The 17,289-nt window shown below is 52.2% G+C and carries 13 protein-coding genes; 4 read left to right on the forward strand and 9 right to left on the reverse strand.

The window, feature by feature from the left end:
* From JWF83_RS04815 to JWF83_RS04825, 3 genes are all read right to left on the reverse strand, one after another.
* Window positions 1–2,352 carry a cellulose biosynthesis cyclic di-GMP-binding regulatory protein BcsB gene (locus JWF83_RS04815; protein WP_413649067.1) on the reverse strand — a complete coding sequence of 784 codons (2,352 nt, stop codon included), beginning with the start codon at window positions 2,350–2,352 and terminating at the stop codon, window positions 1–3.
* The gene (gene bcsA, locus JWF83_RS04820; RefSeq protein WP_413649068.1) at window positions 2,342–4,459 is read right to left on the reverse strand and encodes a UDP-forming cellulose synthase catalytic subunit; all 2,118 of its coding nucleotides are present in this window, start codon (window positions 4,457–4,459) and stop codon (window positions 2,342–2,344) included. Before bcsA ends, JWF83_RS04815 begins: the two co-directional genes overlap by 11 nt.
* 173 nt (window positions 4,460–4,632) lie before the next feature.
* Window positions 4,633–5,040, reverse strand: a complete 408-nt coding sequence (locus JWF83_RS04825; RefSeq protein WP_413649069.1) for a hypothetical protein — start codon at window positions 5,038–5,040, stop codon at window positions 4,633–4,635.
* 419 nt (window positions 5,041–5,459) lie between these two features.
* On the opposite strand from JWF83_RS04825, the gene JWF83_RS04830 reads away from it, so the two are divergent.
* Window positions 5,460–7,097 (forward strand): EAL domain-containing protein, encoded by a 1,638-nt coding sequence (locus JWF83_RS04830; protein ID WP_413649070.1) that lies wholly within the window; start codon window positions 5,460–5,462, stop codon window positions 7,095–7,097.
* Window positions 7,098–7,260: 163 nt separating this feature from the next.
* On the forward strand, window positions 7,261–7,482 hold the full coding sequence (locus JWF83_RS04835) for a hypothetical protein (RefSeq protein WP_413649071.1): 222 nt from the start codon (window positions 7,261–7,263) through the stop codon (window positions 7,480–7,482).
* Window positions 7,483–7,643: 161 nt separating this feature from the next.
* Here the strand turns inward: JWF83_RS04835 and yjbE are convergent, their stop codons facing one another.
* Window positions 7,644–7,892: an exopolysaccharide production protein YjbE gene (gene yjbE, locus JWF83_RS04840; protein WP_413649072.1), complete on the reverse strand. Its 249-nt coding sequence runs from the start codon at window positions 7,890–7,892 to the stop codon at window positions 7,644–7,646.
* Window positions 7,893–8,468: 576 nt separating this feature from the next.
* Here yjbE and ompR point away from each other — a divergent pair.
* Entirely contained in the window at window positions 8,469–9,188 is a 720-nt protein-coding gene (gene ompR, locus JWF83_RS04845; protein ID WP_001157751.1) for a two-component system response regulator OmpR, read from the forward strand.
* Window positions 9,185–10,546, forward strand: coding sequence for a two-component system sensor histidine kinase EnvZ (gene envZ, locus JWF83_RS04850; RefSeq protein WP_413649073.1), 1,362 nt, complete (start codon window positions 9,185–9,187; stop codon window positions 10,544–10,546). The genes ompR and envZ overlap by 4 nt, the downstream gene beginning before the upstream one ends.
* A 64-nt stretch (window positions 10,547–10,610) precedes the next feature.
* On the opposite strand, the gene pckA is transcribed toward envZ, so the two are convergent.
* The 5 genes from pckA to JWF83_RS04875 all read right to left on the reverse strand — a co-directional run bounded on the left by pckA (window position 10,611) and on the right by JWF83_RS04875 (window position 17,089).
* Complete coding sequence (gene pckA / locus JWF83_RS04855) at window positions 10,611–12,230, reverse strand: phosphoenolpyruvate carboxykinase (ATP) (protein WP_413649074.1); 1,620 nt, start codon at window positions 12,228–12,230, stop codon at window positions 10,611–10,613.
* 676 nt (window positions 12,231–12,906) lie between these two features.
* Entirely contained in the window at window positions 12,907–13,782 is an 876-nt protein-coding gene (gene hslO, locus JWF83_RS04860; RefSeq protein ID WP_413649075.1) for an Hsp33 family molecular chaperone HslO, read from the reverse strand.
* A 22-nt stretch (window positions 13,783–13,804) separates the two neighbouring features.
* Window positions 13,805–14,206, reverse strand: a complete 402-nt coding sequence (gene hslR / locus JWF83_RS04865) for a ribosome-associated heat shock protein Hsp15 (protein ID WP_413649076.1) — start codon at window positions 14,204–14,206, stop codon at window positions 13,805–13,807.
* A 16-nt stretch (window positions 14,207–14,222) separates the two neighbouring features.
* Complete coding sequence (yrfG, locus tag JWF83_RS04870) at window positions 14,223–14,894, reverse strand: GMP/IMP nucleotidase (protein ID WP_413649077.1); 672 nt, start codon at window positions 14,892–14,894, stop codon at window positions 14,223–14,225.
* A 56-nt stretch (window positions 14,895–14,950) separates the two neighbouring features.
* A complete protein-coding gene (locus tag JWF83_RS04875; protein WP_413649078.1) occupies window positions 14,951–17,089 on the reverse strand; it encodes an intracellular growth attenuator family protein in 2,139 nt (712 codons plus the stop codon).
* Between the last annotated feature and the right edge of the window lie 200 nt (window positions 17,090–17,289).

Genomic DNA, 17,289 nt, shown 5'->3' on the forward strand with positions numbered 1-17,289 from the left:
TTATTCATGATGTCGTGGACCCTGTAAACGCTCTGCGGCGTGCTGTTTTAAATACGCATATAAGGAAAGGCTGGCGCTACGCGCTAACAGGCAAACCACCAGTAACAACGCGAAAATATGCTGGCTGGCGAACCACAGAACATGCAGCCAGAGCGGCAAATCGCCGGAAGTAAATGTTTCACCAACACGCCAGCTTTTGCTTTCACCGCTGTCGCTAATTAACAGCATGTCGCCACTGCTGGCACTGCTCACTGCGGGTTTGTTCATATCGTCAGTTAGCAGCCGGAGTTGCGCTTCATCATTTGCGGTGGCCAGTACCACGACATGGCGGGCATCCCATGGGGAGCGAAAGCTGACCAGACCGCGCCAGCGTGGGTTGCTGGCAAAGAAATCCGCGACATCATCAAACTGAAATTTCCAGTTGCCATTCAGTAACGCCTGCAGGTGAGGCATCAGCCCGCTATCTTTGACATTCAACATGTTGCCGTTGCTGGTAAAGGGGCTCTCCTGTAGCAGCTGTTGCATCAGGGTTCCGCGATTAATGGCGCCAATGCCGATCACATCGCTATCGGCCAGCAGGTCGTTATCGGCTGATTGCGTCGGGAAACCGGTAAAGATATGCACATAGTTAGCCGGCACGCCGGTGGCATTGCCCGCCCGCGCCATTAAATTCAGCAGTACTGAAACGTCGCTGACTTCTGGCTGGGACGGCATCATCACTACCGTTTTCGCCAGGTCGGCATAGCGGGTAAACGGGAACAGGGCGCTGGTAAACCAGGTGGTGTTTGGCAGTACGCCAAAATGCCAGGAGTGGCGCAGATCCAGCGTCGAGTCACCGCCAATCTGGTTACTGCTATTGTCATTCGCCATTGACTGGCAGGAGACGCCGCTTTTCGCTTTCAGGTCGTAATAAAACGCCAGCCGGTTGCTGCCATAAATGGTTTGCGGATCAATATTGACCACCGCATGTTGCTGGTGCTCACCATCGGCAATACCTAAAAAGGAAAACAGCGGGGCCAGTAGCCGGTTACGTGAAGTCGGCAGGCTTTTCAGGAACTGCCCGTTCAGCGACACGTTAAGGAACGAGTGGCCACTATCAAGCCAGCTTTTCTGTGCGAAACGGTAGTTAAGTTCCAGCGGTACCAGTTTACCGTCCCACATAAACAGGTCAGGGGAGGCGCGGAAAATAACCTGATTCTCACCGTGCCAGATCCCCTGGGAAACCAGCGCCTGTTTATCTTCGGTTAACGAATCAAGCGATACCCGCTGACGGGTGCTAATCCAGCGCGGCGCATCGTATGGCTGCCGCATCGGCACCGACAGCGACGCAACCTGCAAATTGTCGCTGTCCGGCAGATTGGTCTGCGCCAGCCGCATCGCCGCCTGACGAAGTTCCTGACCATTACGACCACTGACAATCAGCAACTTATACAACGGGTTAAGCGGATTATCGATAATTTGCAATCCTGAGCCAGTGATCTCAGGCAGCGTTAGCGCGCCGATTTTGTCGCCGGGTTTACCAAACAAGATACCGTTTTGCGGCGGCAACTGGTCGAAGGTGGCGTTAAAGTGGCTGTTTCTGTCGCGATTGATTACCCCAAACATCGACGCCACAATCGCGGAGGCGGTTAATACATCCGCCGCCGGCTGGGCGCTATAGGCGATATTGAGCGTAGTCTCTTTCATCTGCAGCGGATCGAAGAAAGGACGCGGGAAATCGGCGAGGGTTTTGCGCGTGTTAAGCCACAGTCCGGTTAATTCGATCGCCGAGGATGACTGCAGTGTGATATTGCCCTGGGTTGCCGAAGGCTGCTGGCAGCTCCAGTCGTTATTGATCAAATCATCACTGCTGCGTAATTGAAAACTCAGGTTATTTTTTGAGGCAATCATCGACGCCGGAACATCGAGCGTATAGGTGTTGTTATTACCGGCAGAGCGATCGAGCGGGAATGCCCCGAGCGGCTGTCCATTCAGCATCAGTTGCAGATTTTGATCGCGCTGCTGGGGAGCAAAGCTGCGGATTGCCAGCTTCAGACGCGCGGTGGTGATCACCATATTATGCGGCAAGGTAAAGGCCACGCCGGATTGTAACTGCTGACTGTTCAGTTGCAGACCCTGGCGGGCGCCCATATCGGCAAAAGTGATGGCGCCGGAGATCGCCTGATTCTTATCATCGCTGGCTGCCGGATTCGCCGCTGCCGGGTTGCTACTGGCGCTGGCAGGCAACAGTGAATTTGGCACCGGCAGTGACGGCAGATCATCCGCCGGGACCGGCGGTTGCGCCATAAGGGGGATTACCGGCAGTACCGCACACAGCAGCAGCGCCGCAGCGATCGAGGTTTTACAGCTCATGTTTAACCTCGCTGGCAGGTTTTGCCACCACTGCCATCTGGCTTTTAAAGCCGCCGCTGCTTTTACGGCGACCAAATAACAGCTCCCAGACGCATTGGATGATGCCGAGAAAGGAACGCAGAGGTTTATCCGGCTGATAGGGAGGTTTTATCCAGGCATCGGCGCGGGTTAGCACCACACGTACCAGCTCGCGTCTGATATCGACGTTCATCTCATCAAACTCAACCCGCAGGTCGCCCAGCCCGCTGCCTGCGGATCGGATCGGCATCCGGACCTCATCTTTGCCCAAACCAAGCGACATGCTGATCGGCGATTTTCGTGACAGATCGCCCCCCTTCTGCAGGGCAACGCGCGCGCCGCCCATCGAGAGATCGAGGGTGTGAGAACGCATTTCCGTCTTATCGGAGAAGTAAACGGTGGTCGGCAATTTGGCAAAGATACGAATGGTTTTGCGTATCTGTTTGGTCTCTTTTGCTACCGAAATAGAGGCCAGCAGGATCAACAGGCTAAAGCTACCCCAGGTCAGATTGAGAATAATTACCCAGGGATCGACGCCGGTAAAATCATTAAAGTAATAGCGCACAATGACCCAAATCATGCTGCCCGCCATCAGCAACGCTGCAATTATCAGCGGACGCACGGTATGGACATCAAAGTAATCCCGATCGGTCAAATCCCCTTTATCGGTCACGTTAAACTTGCCCAGACGCGGCGAAATCATACTCAGCATGGTGGGCAAAATAAGGTGAAATGCCATTACCGTTTCGTATATTTCGCCCCAAAAAGCGTAGCGATGACGTCCGGTCAGCTTTGAGCTGACATAGCTGGACAGGATCAGGTGGGGTAGCGCATAGGAAAAGATCAGGGTGGCGGATGAGGCAATAATGTTCTGATTCAGCAACATAAACACCAGTGGCGCCAGCAGGAAGATCGCGCGCGGCAAGCCATACTGGAAATGCATCATGGCATTCAGGTAGCAAATGCGCTGGGTCAGCTTCAGCCCGCGGCCCAGCATGGGGTTATCAATACGGAATATCTGGGTCATGCCGCGCGCCCAGCGAATACGCTGGTTCACATGCAGCGCCAGACGTTCGGTCGCCAGCCCGGCCGCCAGTGGAATATCGAGAAAAGCGGTATTCCAGCCACGACGCTGCAGTTTCAATGCGGTATGGGCATCTTCCGTTACCGTTTCCACGGCGAATCCGCCCACCTCATTTAATGCCGAACGCCGGATAACCGCACAGGAACCACAAAAGAAGGTGGCGTTCCAGTTGTCATTACCCTGTTGTACCGGACCGTAAAACAGCGCCCCTTCATGCGGGATATGGCGGGCGGCGGTCAGATTGCGTTCAAACGGGTCGGGCGAATAAAAATAGTGGGGAGTCTGGATCAGCGCAAGTTTCTCATCGCGCAGGAAAATCCCTACCGTTGCCTGCAGAAATACCCGGGTGGCGACGTGATCGCAGTCAAACACGCAAATTAACTCTCCCTGCGTCTGGGTCATCGCATGATTGAGGTTACCGGCTTTGGCATGGCTGTTATCCGGGCGCGTCAGGTAGCCGACACCGGTTTCGGCGGCAAACTGGCGAAATTCCTCGCGTTTACCATCATCAAGAATATAGATGGCCATTTTGTCATGCGGATATTCGATACACTGAGCCGCCAGTACCGTATCCCGCACTACATCCAGACTTTCGTTATAGGAAGGGATATAAATATCGACCGTCGGCCAGAGAGAAATATCAGCCGGTAATGGCTCGATACTACGCTTTAATGGCCAGCACATCTGTACATACCCCAGCACTAAAATCAGCCCGGAGTAGAGTTCTGCCATAAACAGCAGCGAACCGAGCACCGCTTCCAGTACGGAATCGAAATGCAGCGTAGTAGTCGCGCGCCACCAAATGTAGCGGCCCGACATCAACAGCGAGAAGACCAGTAGCGCCAGGGTAGATTTTTTATTATTAAAACGCCCGACGATAAGTACCACAGCGACGATCGAAAGACCAAAAATATACTGCTTATCGCTGCTCATGGGGGTGATGATGATGAGCAGCGAACAAAAAGCCAGTAGTAACAGAAGGAAAAAATTAAATAATTTTCGCATATCCACAGGGCTTTAATAAGAAATGAGATTTGCGGAGAAAAATTCCGCACCATTCAGAAAAGGCAGAGCCTGGAATTCAGAAAAAGGAAACCCGCCAGAACAGAACACTGGCATTGCGTATACGCCAGTATCCCTTTCCGGAAAGGCTTGTCTCTTTATAGATGAGTTGCTCGCTAGAACCTTTTTTGAGCAATCATTGAAAACAACATATCAAGACGAACGGGTTGCTTTTCATTCTGAACCTGCGGACTTTTCTCTAACATGCCCGCAACGCTGCTCAGAATATTATTGCGGCTGAGTTCCCCGCCAGTCGGCGCATTAGGGAAAAAATTATTGTCATTATTTGATGCTGGCAGTTGGCCGGCGCCAGACGTCGCAGGTTTGCGGTAATCGGCTGTATGCTGCCGGGCATCATCAGTGGTGGACTCATCGCTGATGGCCGCAGCTTTACTCACTTCTTGCAGTGGCGTTGCAGATATATCCTGGGTTTTTTCTGTGTTTTTTTTCTCTTTCATTATTTCCTGAAATGAGAAACTGGATATCTGCAACTTTTCACTTAATGAACTCATATCATCGTACATAATATTTATCATCCCCGGAACATTAATTTAACAGATAAAGAACTTTCAGGTGTAAAAGTACATGCTCGTTATTGATATAAAGTGGCAATTTCTGCAATGCAGCATTGATGTAAATCGGAATCAATCCCCATTAAATGGCAAGATTTCATTCCACATCAAAAGCAATAAATCGACGCCATTCTGTCGGGGAAAAAAAGAAAAATCAATAGAGAAAATAAATAAATCACATCCCAAATATTAGTCATATCAATAACCGGAAAAAGTAATTTAAATAGCCTGCATCAATAAAAGAGTCAGACTCATATTCTCTATCTATTAAACTGGCATATAATGAAATCTGTACATTTTTATATTGAACACTCTCTGGTCTTTTATTACCATCGGCGCCTGACGAAATTTTATTCTTTGATGAAGAAAACATGTTAAAAAATAATTACAATCTTGTTTCACTGGATCTATTTACGGTGATCGACAAGGTTCATGATGCGGTATTACTTACAGATGAAGCCGGTTGCATCACTTTTTTTAACCAGGCAGCTGAAAAATTATGGGGCTATCTGCGCTGGGAAGTGATTGGGCGCAAAACAGCTGAGGTTCCCTTATTTCCTGCCGAAAACAGTCAGCATGAGGAAATGAACAACGCCGATGCGCTACTTACCATTGTGCAACGGGATGGCGCTCTGCTGGATATTCCGGCGACGCTGCATACTACCGACGAGAAGAACAGCAGATTGATGGTGTTACATGTCGATCAGCAAAAAATCTCGCAGGTCACCAATTATGATAATCTGACCGGCCTGGCAAAACGTGTGGCGATGTACCGCTATGTCGATGAACTACTCAGCCAGGCCCCTTCCTCCCCCTTTGCGCTCTTCTTCCTCGATCTCGACCATTTTAAAGGTGTTAACGACGCCTTAGGGTATGAAGCTGGCGATCGGGCGCTGGCGAGGATTGCCGGACGGCTGGTGGACAAATTTGGCCAGCGGGCAGGCATTTACCATGCTGACAGTGATTCGTTTATCCTTGCGGTCCCGCAGTGTCAGCGTGAAGAAGCGGCCACTATTGCAAAAGATATTCAGATGCTGTTCCGCACCCCCTTTGATATTGATGGTATCGCGCTGAATGTGACCGTCAGCACTGGCATCAGCCTCTACCCGGAACAGAGTAAAAAGCGTGATTTGCTGCTGCAATTCGCCAACCATGCCTCTCATCTGGCAAAACAGAAAGGCGCAGGGCACTGTCTTTTCTATAGTGAAACCATGCACCAGGTGGACCAGGATCGTCTGCGTGTCGCGAATGCGCTGAAAGTGGCCATCGATAACAATCAACTGGCACTGCACTACCAGCCTCAGGTGTGGCTGAAAAAAGATGAGTTATATGGTGTCGAAGCTCTGGTGCGCTGGACCGATCAACAGATGGGCGAAATATCACCTGGTATTTTCATCCCGATTGCCGAAGAAACCGGAGATATTGAAGCTATTGGCCGCTGGACGCTGAATGAGGCCTGTCGGCAAATGGCGAAATGGCGTAACAATAATATTGATGTTCCGGTGGTGTCGGTTAATCTCTCCCCGGTTAATTTTTATAACAGCACCCTGGCGCCGTATATCAGTTACTTACTGACGCAATACAATCTTCCGCCAGAATGTCTCACCATTGAGATAACCGAAGGCGCGATGCGCGAAAAAAGACCGGAAACCATGGAAGTTATCTGCGCCATTCGCGCGCTGGGGGTCGGTCTCTCGATTGACGATTTTGGCACCGGCTATTCCTGTCTGGCACGCCTGGCACATTTACCGATGACCGAATTAAAGATCGATCAGAGCTTTGTGAAAGATCTGAATAACGATAAGAAAATGAAAGCAGTTGCCAAAACCGTAGTGCATATGGGACAGAGTCTGAAGCACAAAGTGATCGCCGAAGGGGTGGAAACACGGGAGCAACTGCAACAATTACATATCTTAAAATGTGATATCGGCCAGGGGTTTTTCTATTCGAGGGCGCTGAACGCCAATGCGCTTGCCAGCTGGCTGGAAGAACGCAGCCTGAGCCATTAATCCATTTTTTTTTGCGCTGTTACTTGAGAATTTCGACATGGTTGAACTATGGCACATTTAATAGAGGATTAGCGATGTTGTTATTATCGACCCGACAAGGCGCCTGGATGGTGATGCTCATTTTCTGCTCACTGTTCTGGACGGTAGTAATAGGGTGGTTCCTGTGGTGAAAAAAGTGGTGATACCAGACGATACGGCACTGCCGGTACAGCGGGAGAGTGGTCTGTTATCTGGATGGATTGTCAACAACGCGCAAAAAGCATTTATTGACTCTTTATCTGAAACAACAGCAGAGATAAATACCGTGTCGGATTCTCCTCCTCACTATCGCAGTAAGCATAACCAGCATCGGCTGCAGTCAGCACTGCGGACGACAGCTGTTTAGCAAAAAAAAGAAGCAGGGAATAATAGCTTTTTGAAATAAAGCTGTGGTGGTTATTATTCCCCGCAGGCAAAGGCGGTAACGCGCAGACTGTTATTCAGTTTTGCACTGAATATTTATAATAAATAACCCCGGAGAGGGAAGTAACCTGGCAGGTTACAAATTTATTTCGCTGAAGTAGTGGAAGTGGTAGTGGTGGTGGATGCGCTATTGGATCCATTGCCACCGCCCGCAGTCAATAAAGCAATGGCGGTAATCGCCGCCATCACGCCAATACCTCTGGCCTGAGCATTGCCCTCGGATGTAGCGGCGGCAACACTACCGGCGGCGGTGCCTGGCGCAGCGGTGTCAGCATGGGCGGAACTGATTGCCGTGCATGCCAGAACGAGAGAAAATATTATTGTCTTTATCATAATTAATCCCCGGTGAATTAAAATAACCTTCGGTGCGAGGATGAATATAGAATTATTTAATTTCTGTTGGAAAGCGCTGTTTTATGCTATTTCGCTGGAACTTTAATTACGCTGGTATTGTTATTTCCCTTCCTGAATAAATTCCTAATTAACCCGGCGGGTAAAATATTTCATAACGTTATTTTATGCTGCTAATTGACCAAAACGATGTATATTCTGATTTGGCCTGCTGTGGGTTAAGACTAACCGCAATGACTTTCGCACTGATTGTTATCTAAATTATTGATATTTAACTATAGTTTGTTTTTATCTGCTGCTGCGGCCAGAGATAATCAGAAACTGCCGAACGATTTAAGATAAGACGCAGCACCCAGCGAAAGGCCACTGACCTGCGGGTCCGCGGCAGGCAAAAATGGTGAAAAAATGCGCAATTAGCGTAAAGTATGAAGGTTAAGCTGCTGTTTAATATGCTTTGTAACAATTTCGGCTACAATATAAACCATTAATGACTGTCACACTACGGCAACTTTTTTAAAAATATCGTCTCAGGCAATAGCGCCTTTGGGAGTATCGAAAATGCAAGAAAACTACAAAATTCTGGTCGTCGATGATGATATGCGTTTACGTGCGCTGCTGGAGCGTTATCTGACCGAACAGGGCTTTCAGGTGCGCAGCGTGGCTAACGCCGAACAGATGGACCGTCTGTTAACCCGTGAGTCTTTCCATCTGATGGTGCTGGATTTGATGCTGCCTGGCGAGGATGGTCTCTCCATCTGCCGTCGTCTGCGCAGCCAGAGCAATCCGATGCCAATCATTATGGTCACCGCCAAGGGTGAAGAAGTGGATCGTATCGTTGGTCTGGAAATCGGCGCCGATGATTACATTCCAAAACCATTTAACCCACGTGAACTGTTAGCGCGTATTCGTGCGGTGCTGCGGCGTCAGGCCAATGAATTGCCGGGTGCGCCTTCGCAGGAAGAGGCCGTGATTGCCTTTGGTAAATTCAAACTGAATCTCGGCACGCGCGAGATGTTCCGTGAAGATGAGCCAATGCCATTAACCAGCGGTGAGTTTGCGGTGCTGAAAGCGCTGGTCAGCCATCCGCGCGAGCCATTGTCGCGCGACAAGCTGATGAACCTGGCGCGTGGCCGCGAATACAGTGCCATGGAGCGTTCGATTGACGTGCAGATCTCTCGTCTGCGTCGTATGGTCGAGGAAGATCCGGCACATCCGCGCTATATCCAGACCGTCTGGGGCCTGGGTTACGTCTTTGTTCCGGACGGCAGTAAAGCATGAGGCGATTCCGCTTCTCTCCGCGCAGTTCGTTTGCCCGAACGCTGTTATTGATCGTTACTCTGCTGTTTGTCAGCCTGGTAACGACCTATCTGGTGGTGCTTAACTTCGCCATTCTGCCCAGTCTGCAACAGTTTAATAAGGTGCTGGCATACGAAGTCCGTATGCTGATGACCGATCGACTGCAGCTGGAGGATGGTACGCAGCTTGAGGTGCCGCCGGCGTTTCGTCGGGAAATTTATCGGGAACTGGGTATTTCGCTGTATACCAATGCAGCGGCGGAAGAGAGCGGATTACGCTGGGCGCAACATTATCAGTTCCTCAGCGAACAGATGGCGCAGCAACTGGGAGGGCCAACCGATGTCCGGGTCGAGGTAAATAAAAACTCGCCGGTGGTTTGGCTGAAAACCTGGCTGTCGCCGGATATCTGGGTACGGGTGCCCCTGACCGAGATCCATCAGGGTGATTTTTCTCCACTGTTCCGCTATACGCTGGCGATTATGCTGCTGGCGATTGGCGGCGCGTGGCTGTTTATTCGCATCCAGAACCGACCGCTGGTCGAACTGGAACATGCCGCGTTGCAGGTGGGCAAGGGAGTGATCCCGCCGCCGCTGCGTGAGTATGGCGCATCGGAAGTGCGTTCGGTAACACGCGCTTTTAATCAGATGGCCTCGGGCGTGAAGTTGCTGGCGGATGACCGCACGCTATTGATGGCGGGCGTCAGTCATGACTTGCGTACTCCGCTGACGCGTATTCGTCTGGCGACGGAGATGATGGCGCAGGAGGATGGCTACCTTGCCGAGTCGATAAATAAAGATATCGAAGAGTGCAACGCGATTATCGAGCAGTTTATCGACTATCTGCGTACCGGCCAGGAGATGCAGACCGAACTTGCCGATCTTAACAGCGTGCTGGGCGAAGTGGTTGCCGCTGAGAGCGGTTACGAACGGGAAATTGAGAATCAGGTGTTGCCGACCGAACTGATGGTGGAAATTAATCCGCTGTCGATCAAGCGGGCGGTGGCGAATATGGTGGTCAATGCTGCGCGCTACGGTAATGGCTGGATTAAGGTCAGCAGCGGCAGTGAATTGCAACGCGCCTGGTTCCAGGTCGAAGATGATGGCCCGGGGATCAAACCAGAACAACTAAAACATCTGTTCCAGCCGTTTGTGCGCGGCGACAGTGCGCGCAGCACCAGTGGTACCGGGCTCGGGCTGGCCATCGTACAACGTATTATCGATGCTCATCAGGGCTCGCTGGATATCGGCGTCAGCGAACGTGGCGGATTGCGGATTCGTGCTTACTTGCCGTTACCGCAGCTGAGCGCCGCGCCAGTGCCGCCGGCAGGCGGCCAGGCGTAGCCGGGTAGCGGCATCGTAGAAAGCGTATGCCGGGCGGGAGCTTTCACTGCTCCCGCCCATGGCATCAGATTTGCGGACCGGCCTGCACCAGTGCGGCGCCCGCTGGCGTATCAGTATATTTATCGAAGTTATCAATAAAGCGTTGCGCCAGATCCCGGGCTTTCGCTTCCCACTCTTCCCCATTCTGGTAGGTATTGCGCGGATCGAGAATATGGCTGTCGACCCCCTCCAGCGCTACCGGCATTTCCAGGTTAAAGATCGGCAAGGTGCAGGTTTCTGCGCTGCTGAGTTCCCCCTGTAAAATCGCATTGATAATGGCGCGGGTGTCTTTGAGGGAAATGCGTTTGCCGCTGCCATTCCAGCCCGTATTCACCAGATAAGCTTCCGCATTGGCGTCCTGCATGCGTTTCACCAGCACTTCGGCGTATTGTGTCGGATGCAGCGTCAGGAAGGCGGCGCCGAAACAGGCGGAGAAGGTTGGCGTGGGTTCCGTTACGCCACGTTCGGTTCCGGCCAGCTTGGCGGTAAAACCGGAGAGGAAATGATACTGCGTCTGATCGTGAGTGAGGCGTGAAACCGGGGGCAGTACGCCAAAGGCATCAGCGGTAAGAAAAATGACTTTTTGCGCGTGACCCGCTTTTGACACTGGCTTAACGATATTATCGATATGGTTGATCGGATAGGAGACGCGGGTATTCTCGGTTTTGCTGTCGTCATCAAAATCAATCGAGCCATCGCTGCGTACTACCACATTTTCCAGCAGCGCATTACGGCGGATCGCATGATAGATTTCCGGCTCGGCGTCGGCGGAGAGCTTGATGGTTTTCGCGTAGCAGCCGCCTTCAAAGTTAAACACGCCGTCATCATCCCAGCCGTGCTCATCATCGCCAATCAGCTGGCGGCTGGGGTCGGTTGACAACGTGGTCTTACCGGTGCCGGACAGACCAAAGAACACCGCCACATCGCCTTGTTCGCCGACATTGGCCGAACAGTGCATCGCCGCGATGCCTTTCAGCGGCAGCAGATAGTTCATTACCGCGAACAGACCTTTTTTCATCTCTCCGCCGTACCAGGTGCCGCCAATTAGCTGTATGTTTTCCGTCAGGTTAAAGGCAATGAAGTTCTCCGAATGCAGTCCCTGCTGCTGCCAGTTCGGATTGGTGCATTTGGCGCCGTTCATTACCACAAAGTCCGGTTTAAAGCTGGCCAGGCTGGCCGCATCAGGCTGGATAAACATGTTTTTCACAAAGTGCGCCTGCCAGGCCACTTCGGTAATAAAGCGCACGCTGAGGCGGCTATCCGCGTTGGCGCCGCACCAGGCGTCGATAATAAACAGGCGTTTGCCGGAGAGCTGCTCTGCCACCAGCACTTTCAATGCGTCCCAGGTCTCCTGTGACAGTGGCTGATTATCATTTTTACCGTTTCCCTGGTCGCACCACCAGAGGGTGTCGCGCGTGGTGTCATCGCGCACAATATATTTATCTTTTGGTGAACGGCCGGTAAAGATGCCGGTATCAACGGCTATCGCACCGGATTGAGTCTGAACGCCGCGCTCGTAACCTTGCAAGCCGGGTTTAGTTTCTTCCTGAAAGAGGGTTTCGTAATCGGGATTATAAACCACCTCAACCGTGTCAGTGATGCCATAAGCGACGAGGTCCTGGGGGGTCAGGCCGTTAGTGCGCATATTACTGCTCCTTTCGGTTTTTTGACTGCAACTGAGTTTGGGGTATTTCACTTTTGACGATCGTGATCATGGACAAATAAGCCACAATAAGCAGGGAAAATCACAATCGCGCGCAGTGTACACCTGTCTCTGCATAGCGGAAGAGCGAAACGGCAGAAATGAGACACAACACGATTTAATGATGCTTTTCAGGGGGGGATGGCGGTTAACTGCGGGCTAACTGGCTTATTTTTCAGGGTAAAATATCACTGTGGCGGGGAAAATCGGCATAAATGCCATGGTTACGACCGGTGCGTACCATTGATACGGGCGGCATTAATGCCGTCATCATGGTCGGTGCAAATCATTGGCACGGGCGGCATAAATGCCGTCATCACGGTCGGTGCAAATCATCGGCACGGGCGGCATTAATGCCGTCATCATGGTTGGTGCAAATCATCGGCACGGGCGGCATAAATGCCGTCATCACGGTCGGTGCAAATCATCGGCACGGGCGGCATAAATGCCGCCCCTACAATGGGTTATCTGAAACACTGTAATGCCGTCATCACGGTCGGTGCAAATCATTGGCACGGGCGGCATTAATGCCGCCCCTACAATGGGTTATCTGAAACACTGTAGGGGAGCCATTAATGGCTCCCGTCACATTAATGGCTCCCGTCACAATCCCGCCACATTAATGCACTTGCTCACTGCCTGACGCAGAGTCATTGCGGATGGCGGCAATATCTACCGCATCATATACATAGTGGCTGCCACAGTAGTCACAATGCATATCGATCTCGCCATCTTCCTCAATGATTTCATCTACTTCGGATTGTGGCAGGGTTTTCAGTACCTCACCGCAGCGCTCACGCGAACAGGTGCATTTGAACATCACGTCCTGCGGGTCATAAACCGTGACCTCTTCCTGATGGTACAGGCGCCATAACACTTCATTAGCGGGCAGGGTGATCAGTTCGGCGGTTTTAATGGTTTCGGTTAAGGTTGCCAGGTGATTAAAGTCATCACTGTTGGTTTCCTCCGCCGGCAACACCTGCAGCAGAATACCGCCTGCGCCGCTCTGGCCTTCCGCTTCGCCGGTTCGCAGGAACAGACGCGTTGGCAGCTGCTCAGAGCGCATAAAATAGTCTTCCAGACAGGCGGCCAGCGTGTCGCCTTCCAGCCCGACAACGCCCTGATAGCGTTCACCCTGCTCCGGAGAGATAGTGATCACCAGGTAACCGTTGCCCACCATCTCTTTCAGGGTGCTGCCGGCGGCAATTTCACCCTGAACACGCGCCACGCCACGCATCTCCTGACGATGATTACCATTAATCACCGCCAGATTCAGTGCGCCGTCGCCCTGCAGCTGGACCGTGATATCGCCATCAAACTTCAGCGTAGCCGTCAGCAGGCTGGTGGCTACCAGCAGCTCGCCAAGGAGTTGCTGAACCGGTTGCGGGTAATCATGGCCGGCAATAATTTCGCGCCAGGTATTGGATACGTTTACCAGTTCACCGCGTACGGCATAGTTTTCAAACAGGTAACGGTGCAGTTGGTCTTGGGCCATAGTTTTCTCTCGTCATAACGACTTATTCATCGCCAGAATGTTTAAATTTCATCAGGTCGCGGCGCTCTTTCTTATCAGGGCGGCGGTCAGGATGGGGCATGGTCAGCGCATTCATCTTGCGTGCCAGCGCCACTTTTTCTCTTTTTTCAATGCTTTGTGCCGTTTCGATATACAGCTGTTGCGCCTCGGCGGCAGGGCGTCGCTGTTCGCTGATCCCCTGGATCACCACCGTGCGCTCATCATTACCCTGACGTAGCGTCAGTTCGGCATTTAGCTCAACCAGTTTGCCCGGTTTACTGCGCTGGCCGTTGTAGTGAACCTTGCCGCCTTCGACCATTTCACGTGCCACCGCGCGGGTTTTGTAAAAGCGCGCCGCCCAAAGCCACTTATCGAGCCGCACGCCCTCGCTGCTTTTCTCTTTCATTGCTTATCTCCCGGCATTATAAGGCGATAGCGGATACCAGACTGCGGTAGTCGCTGACCACCGGATGACGCGCGAAACTGATATCCGGTCGCCCTGAATCAGGATTGCTGACACCCAGGCAATAACCGACTCCCCAGCGCTTTGCCGCATCGAGAATCACTTCGTTATCGTCAATAAACAAGGTGCGCGGGTTGTCAAAACCGGTGTGTTGTTGAACCGCCTGCCACAATCGCTGATCTTCTTTCGGATATCCAAATGTGTGGGTAGAAAGCAATAAATCAAGATGGCGATCGAGGCCAGTTTGCGCCAGTTTCACTTCCAGGTTGTAGGGGTGCGCATTAGTCAGCAGGATGGTGCGTTTGCCGCTGTTGCGCAGCGCTTGCAGCAACGGCAGCGTATCCTCACGCAGGCTGGCGCGTTCGCGTAGTTCCCAGGTCATGGCGCGGATATCCAGATCCAGTTCCCGGCTCCAGTAGTCGAGACAATACCAGTTTAGCGTATGTTGCACGGCGTGGTATTTATCGCCAATTATCTGGCTGGCGGCGTCAATGCTAATGCCACGCTTAATACTGAGCGTTAGCGGCACGTGCTGTAGCCAGAAATGGCTGTCAAAAGCGAGATCGAGCAGGGTGCCGTCCATATCCAGCAGGACGGTGTCAATTTCAGACCAGTTCAGTGCATCAGACATGCAGGACTCCGCGCGAGGTAAAAACCGGGCGACAGGGTAGCACAGTTATGCAGCGGTCAGAACATCGGTCGTACTGCCTGGATTGAGGTCAGCGAGTGGTTAAAACAGTGATCGTAGTAACGCTGAATCTCAATGATACGCGTGCGGTTACGATGGATACGTCTTAAGGCCAGTAGCCCGTTGACCAGCAGAAACAGACTGACAATCACTAATAGCAGGCTGGTGGCAAGATAGCGCCACAGGCTGATAGCATCCGGCTCGCTGTGCAGCGTCACATGCTGGGTGCCATTCGCATCGGTGCTGATATTAGTAATAATGCCGCTGGCGTTAAAGCGGGTATGCAGCAGCATTGATGCCAGGCGCTGTAATTCGCCCCACTGCTCCGGCGCATTGTAATCAAATAGCGAGATTATCGGTTGAGGTTGACTGACCAGCTGGCGACCTTCGTCGCTGATTATCAGAAAACCACCCGGCGGCGGACTGTTCAGCGCTTCCGCCGCGCGGCGCGTTTCACGATAGAAAAACGAGGAGGTGGCGGTATTTACCAGATTCTCCAGCGCTTCGGCGCTGACCGGACGCAGCAGTACATTCATACCGTTTAAGGCCCCTGAATTAGCCCGGCCTACCAGCGCTTCCCAGTCTTTGGCGTTGCCGAGATTGACCAGCGCATTCTTCAGGCGCACGCAATCCTGCTCCTGATTGCAGAGATCCTGGGTTTTCAGCACCAGATCGGAAAAGTCATCCAGCAGGATCATGCCCGATTTTTGGATCGCGGTAGCCAGTTGCGGGTTCAGTTTCGGATCGGTGCTGGTCTGCGGATGCAGCTGCTGATTGGTACTGATTTGTAATGCGGTCGCTTTATCAATGATATCGGACTGTGGTTCGGGCAGCGGGGCGGCGTTATTCCAGTAGATCGCCGAGCAGTCGAACGGCATAAACGCATAGGCGCGATTGCTTTGATAATCTGCCGGCACGGAACACATACCCGTACCGCTTACCTGCAGGCTGTCGCCCACCCGCAGCGGAATTTTCCCCAGCTCGTCAACTGTGGTTACCTTGATGCTTTCGGTGCCTTTAATCCATGCCATGCTCAATTTCAGCGGCATGCTCAGCGGGATCCAACTGACCAGCAATACCAGCACCAGCAGAGAACCGCAGGCCAGAACCAGATTCTTGCGCCAGAACTGCACCGGGAAGTTACGCACTTCATCCTGTAGTGACAGAAAACGTCCCTGGCGTACCACCTGGCGATTGAGATAAATATCGACGTCAGTGGTTTGCCCTAAATCGTGCGCCACATAGGGTTGCCAGTGAGCCGGATAGATCAGATCGATAATGCCGAGAGAGATATTGCTGATTTGTCCCTGATTCGACTCGCCAAACAATCCCCAGCGCTTTGGCGCGCCGCGCAGACAGTGAATTTCGCGCAGATCCTTTTCCGTCGGGCGCCGGTAAAGGAACCAGCAACTGACGATAATCACCGCGATACCGGCGCCTATCAGCCATGGCATCAGCAGCGGCGGTGAGATCAGGCTGATAAAAAAGAGTAACAAGGCCGTACTGATCGCCACCGCTTCACGCATGCCGTCAGGCCGTGACAGCGCGTACTCTTCCGGCGTCTCTTTACGCACGTTAAGCAGTTCAATATTTTCGCCTTCTTCTTTACGAATGGAGGCATTAGGCGCCAGCGGACGCACCATCGGCGGCAGCGTCGGTTGTTCGTACGCGTAGCTGGCCAGCGAATGGCCGTTGAGTGAAATCACCAGCGGGATGGATTGGGTTTTGATCAGCTCCACATAGTTTTCGTCGGCGATGTACTGTTCCCACAGTGGCGGCAGATGAACTTCAACCGCATCAAGATAATAGCGCCATTTATGCGGTTCATCGGTAGAGAGGCCATAGCGGGTAATGGCGCGGGTTACCGGATAGACATTATTACTTTGTGAAGTGAGCGTCAGCTTAACCGAGGCGGTGCTGGTTCCGCCGGGCAGTACATGGTGGCTGCTTCTGGCGAGGGATTCGACGTAGCGTTCAACGGCGACACGTTCTTCATCGGTGAGTTTGCGGTGTGGGGGACTAATAAACGGCAGTGGTTTCGCCAACGGCGGACGATGCCGCATAGCGTACCAAAAGAAACAACCTGCTATGATCGAGCAGGTTAGCATTACAGCCAATATGAGAATTATTGTGCTCATGCTTCGCTCATCCCAGCCAAAGTACTCCGGTCACAATCTCGCAAACTCCAGAATGCCATATCCCGCGGATAACTGAAGCGACTACTGTACCAGCAGCGTTTCAATGACTTTAGGGATATATCGTTATGCTAAATGATGCTAAATGCTAGTTTTGGCGGGACAGGGCGGAACTGGCAACCAGCCATACATACAAAAATAGC

Origin of the sequence: Pantoea sp. B65, assembly GCF_047308185.1 — a bacterium.
GTDB lineage: Bacteria > Pseudomonadota > Gammaproteobacteria > Enterobacterales > Enterobacteriaceae > Erwinia.

Coding starts and splice junctions, on each gene's coding strand:
- JWF83_RS04815 (WP_413649067.1), bottom strand. CDS start 2,352: ATGAGCTGTAAAACCTCGATCGCTGCGGCGCTGCTGCTGTGTGCGGTA.
- bcsA (WP_413649068.1), bottom strand. CDS start 4,459: ATGCGAAAATTATTTAATTTTTTCCTTCTGTTACTACTGGCTTTTTGT.
- JWF83_RS04825 (WP_413649069.1), bottom strand. CDS start 5,040: ATGTACGATGATATGAGTTCATTAAGTGAAAAGTTGCAGATATCCAGT.
- JWF83_RS04830 (WP_413649070.1), top strand. CDS start 5,460: ATGTTAAAAAATAATTACAATCTTGTTTCACTGGATCTATTTACGGTG.
- yjbE (WP_413649072.1), bottom strand. CDS start 7,892: ATGATAAAGACAATAATATTTTCTCTCGTTCTGGCATGCACGGCAATC.
- ompR (WP_001157751.1), top strand. CDS start 8,469: ATGCAAGAAAACTACAAAATTCTGGTCGTCGATGATGATATGCGTTTA.
- envZ (WP_413649073.1), top strand. CDS start 9,185: ATGAGGCGATTCCGCTTCTCTCCGCGCAGTTCGTTTGCCCGAACGCTG.
- pckA (WP_413649074.1), bottom strand. CDS start 12,230: ATGCGCACTAACGGCCTGACCCCCCAGGACCTCGTCGCTTATGGCATC.
- hslO (WP_413649075.1), bottom strand. CDS start 13,782: ATGGCCCAAGACCAACTGCACCGTTACCTGTTTGAAAACTATGCCGTA.
- hslR (WP_413649076.1), bottom strand. CDS start 14,206: ATGAAAGAGAAAAGCAGCGAGGGCGTGCGGCTCGATAAGTGGCTTTGG.
- yrfG (WP_413649077.1), bottom strand. CDS start 14,894: ATGTCTGATGCACTGAACTGGTCTGAAATTGACACCGTCCTGCTGGAT.
- JWF83_RS04875 (WP_413649078.1), bottom strand. CDS start 17,089: ATGAGCACAATAATTCTCATATTGGCTGTAATGCTAACCTGCTCGATC.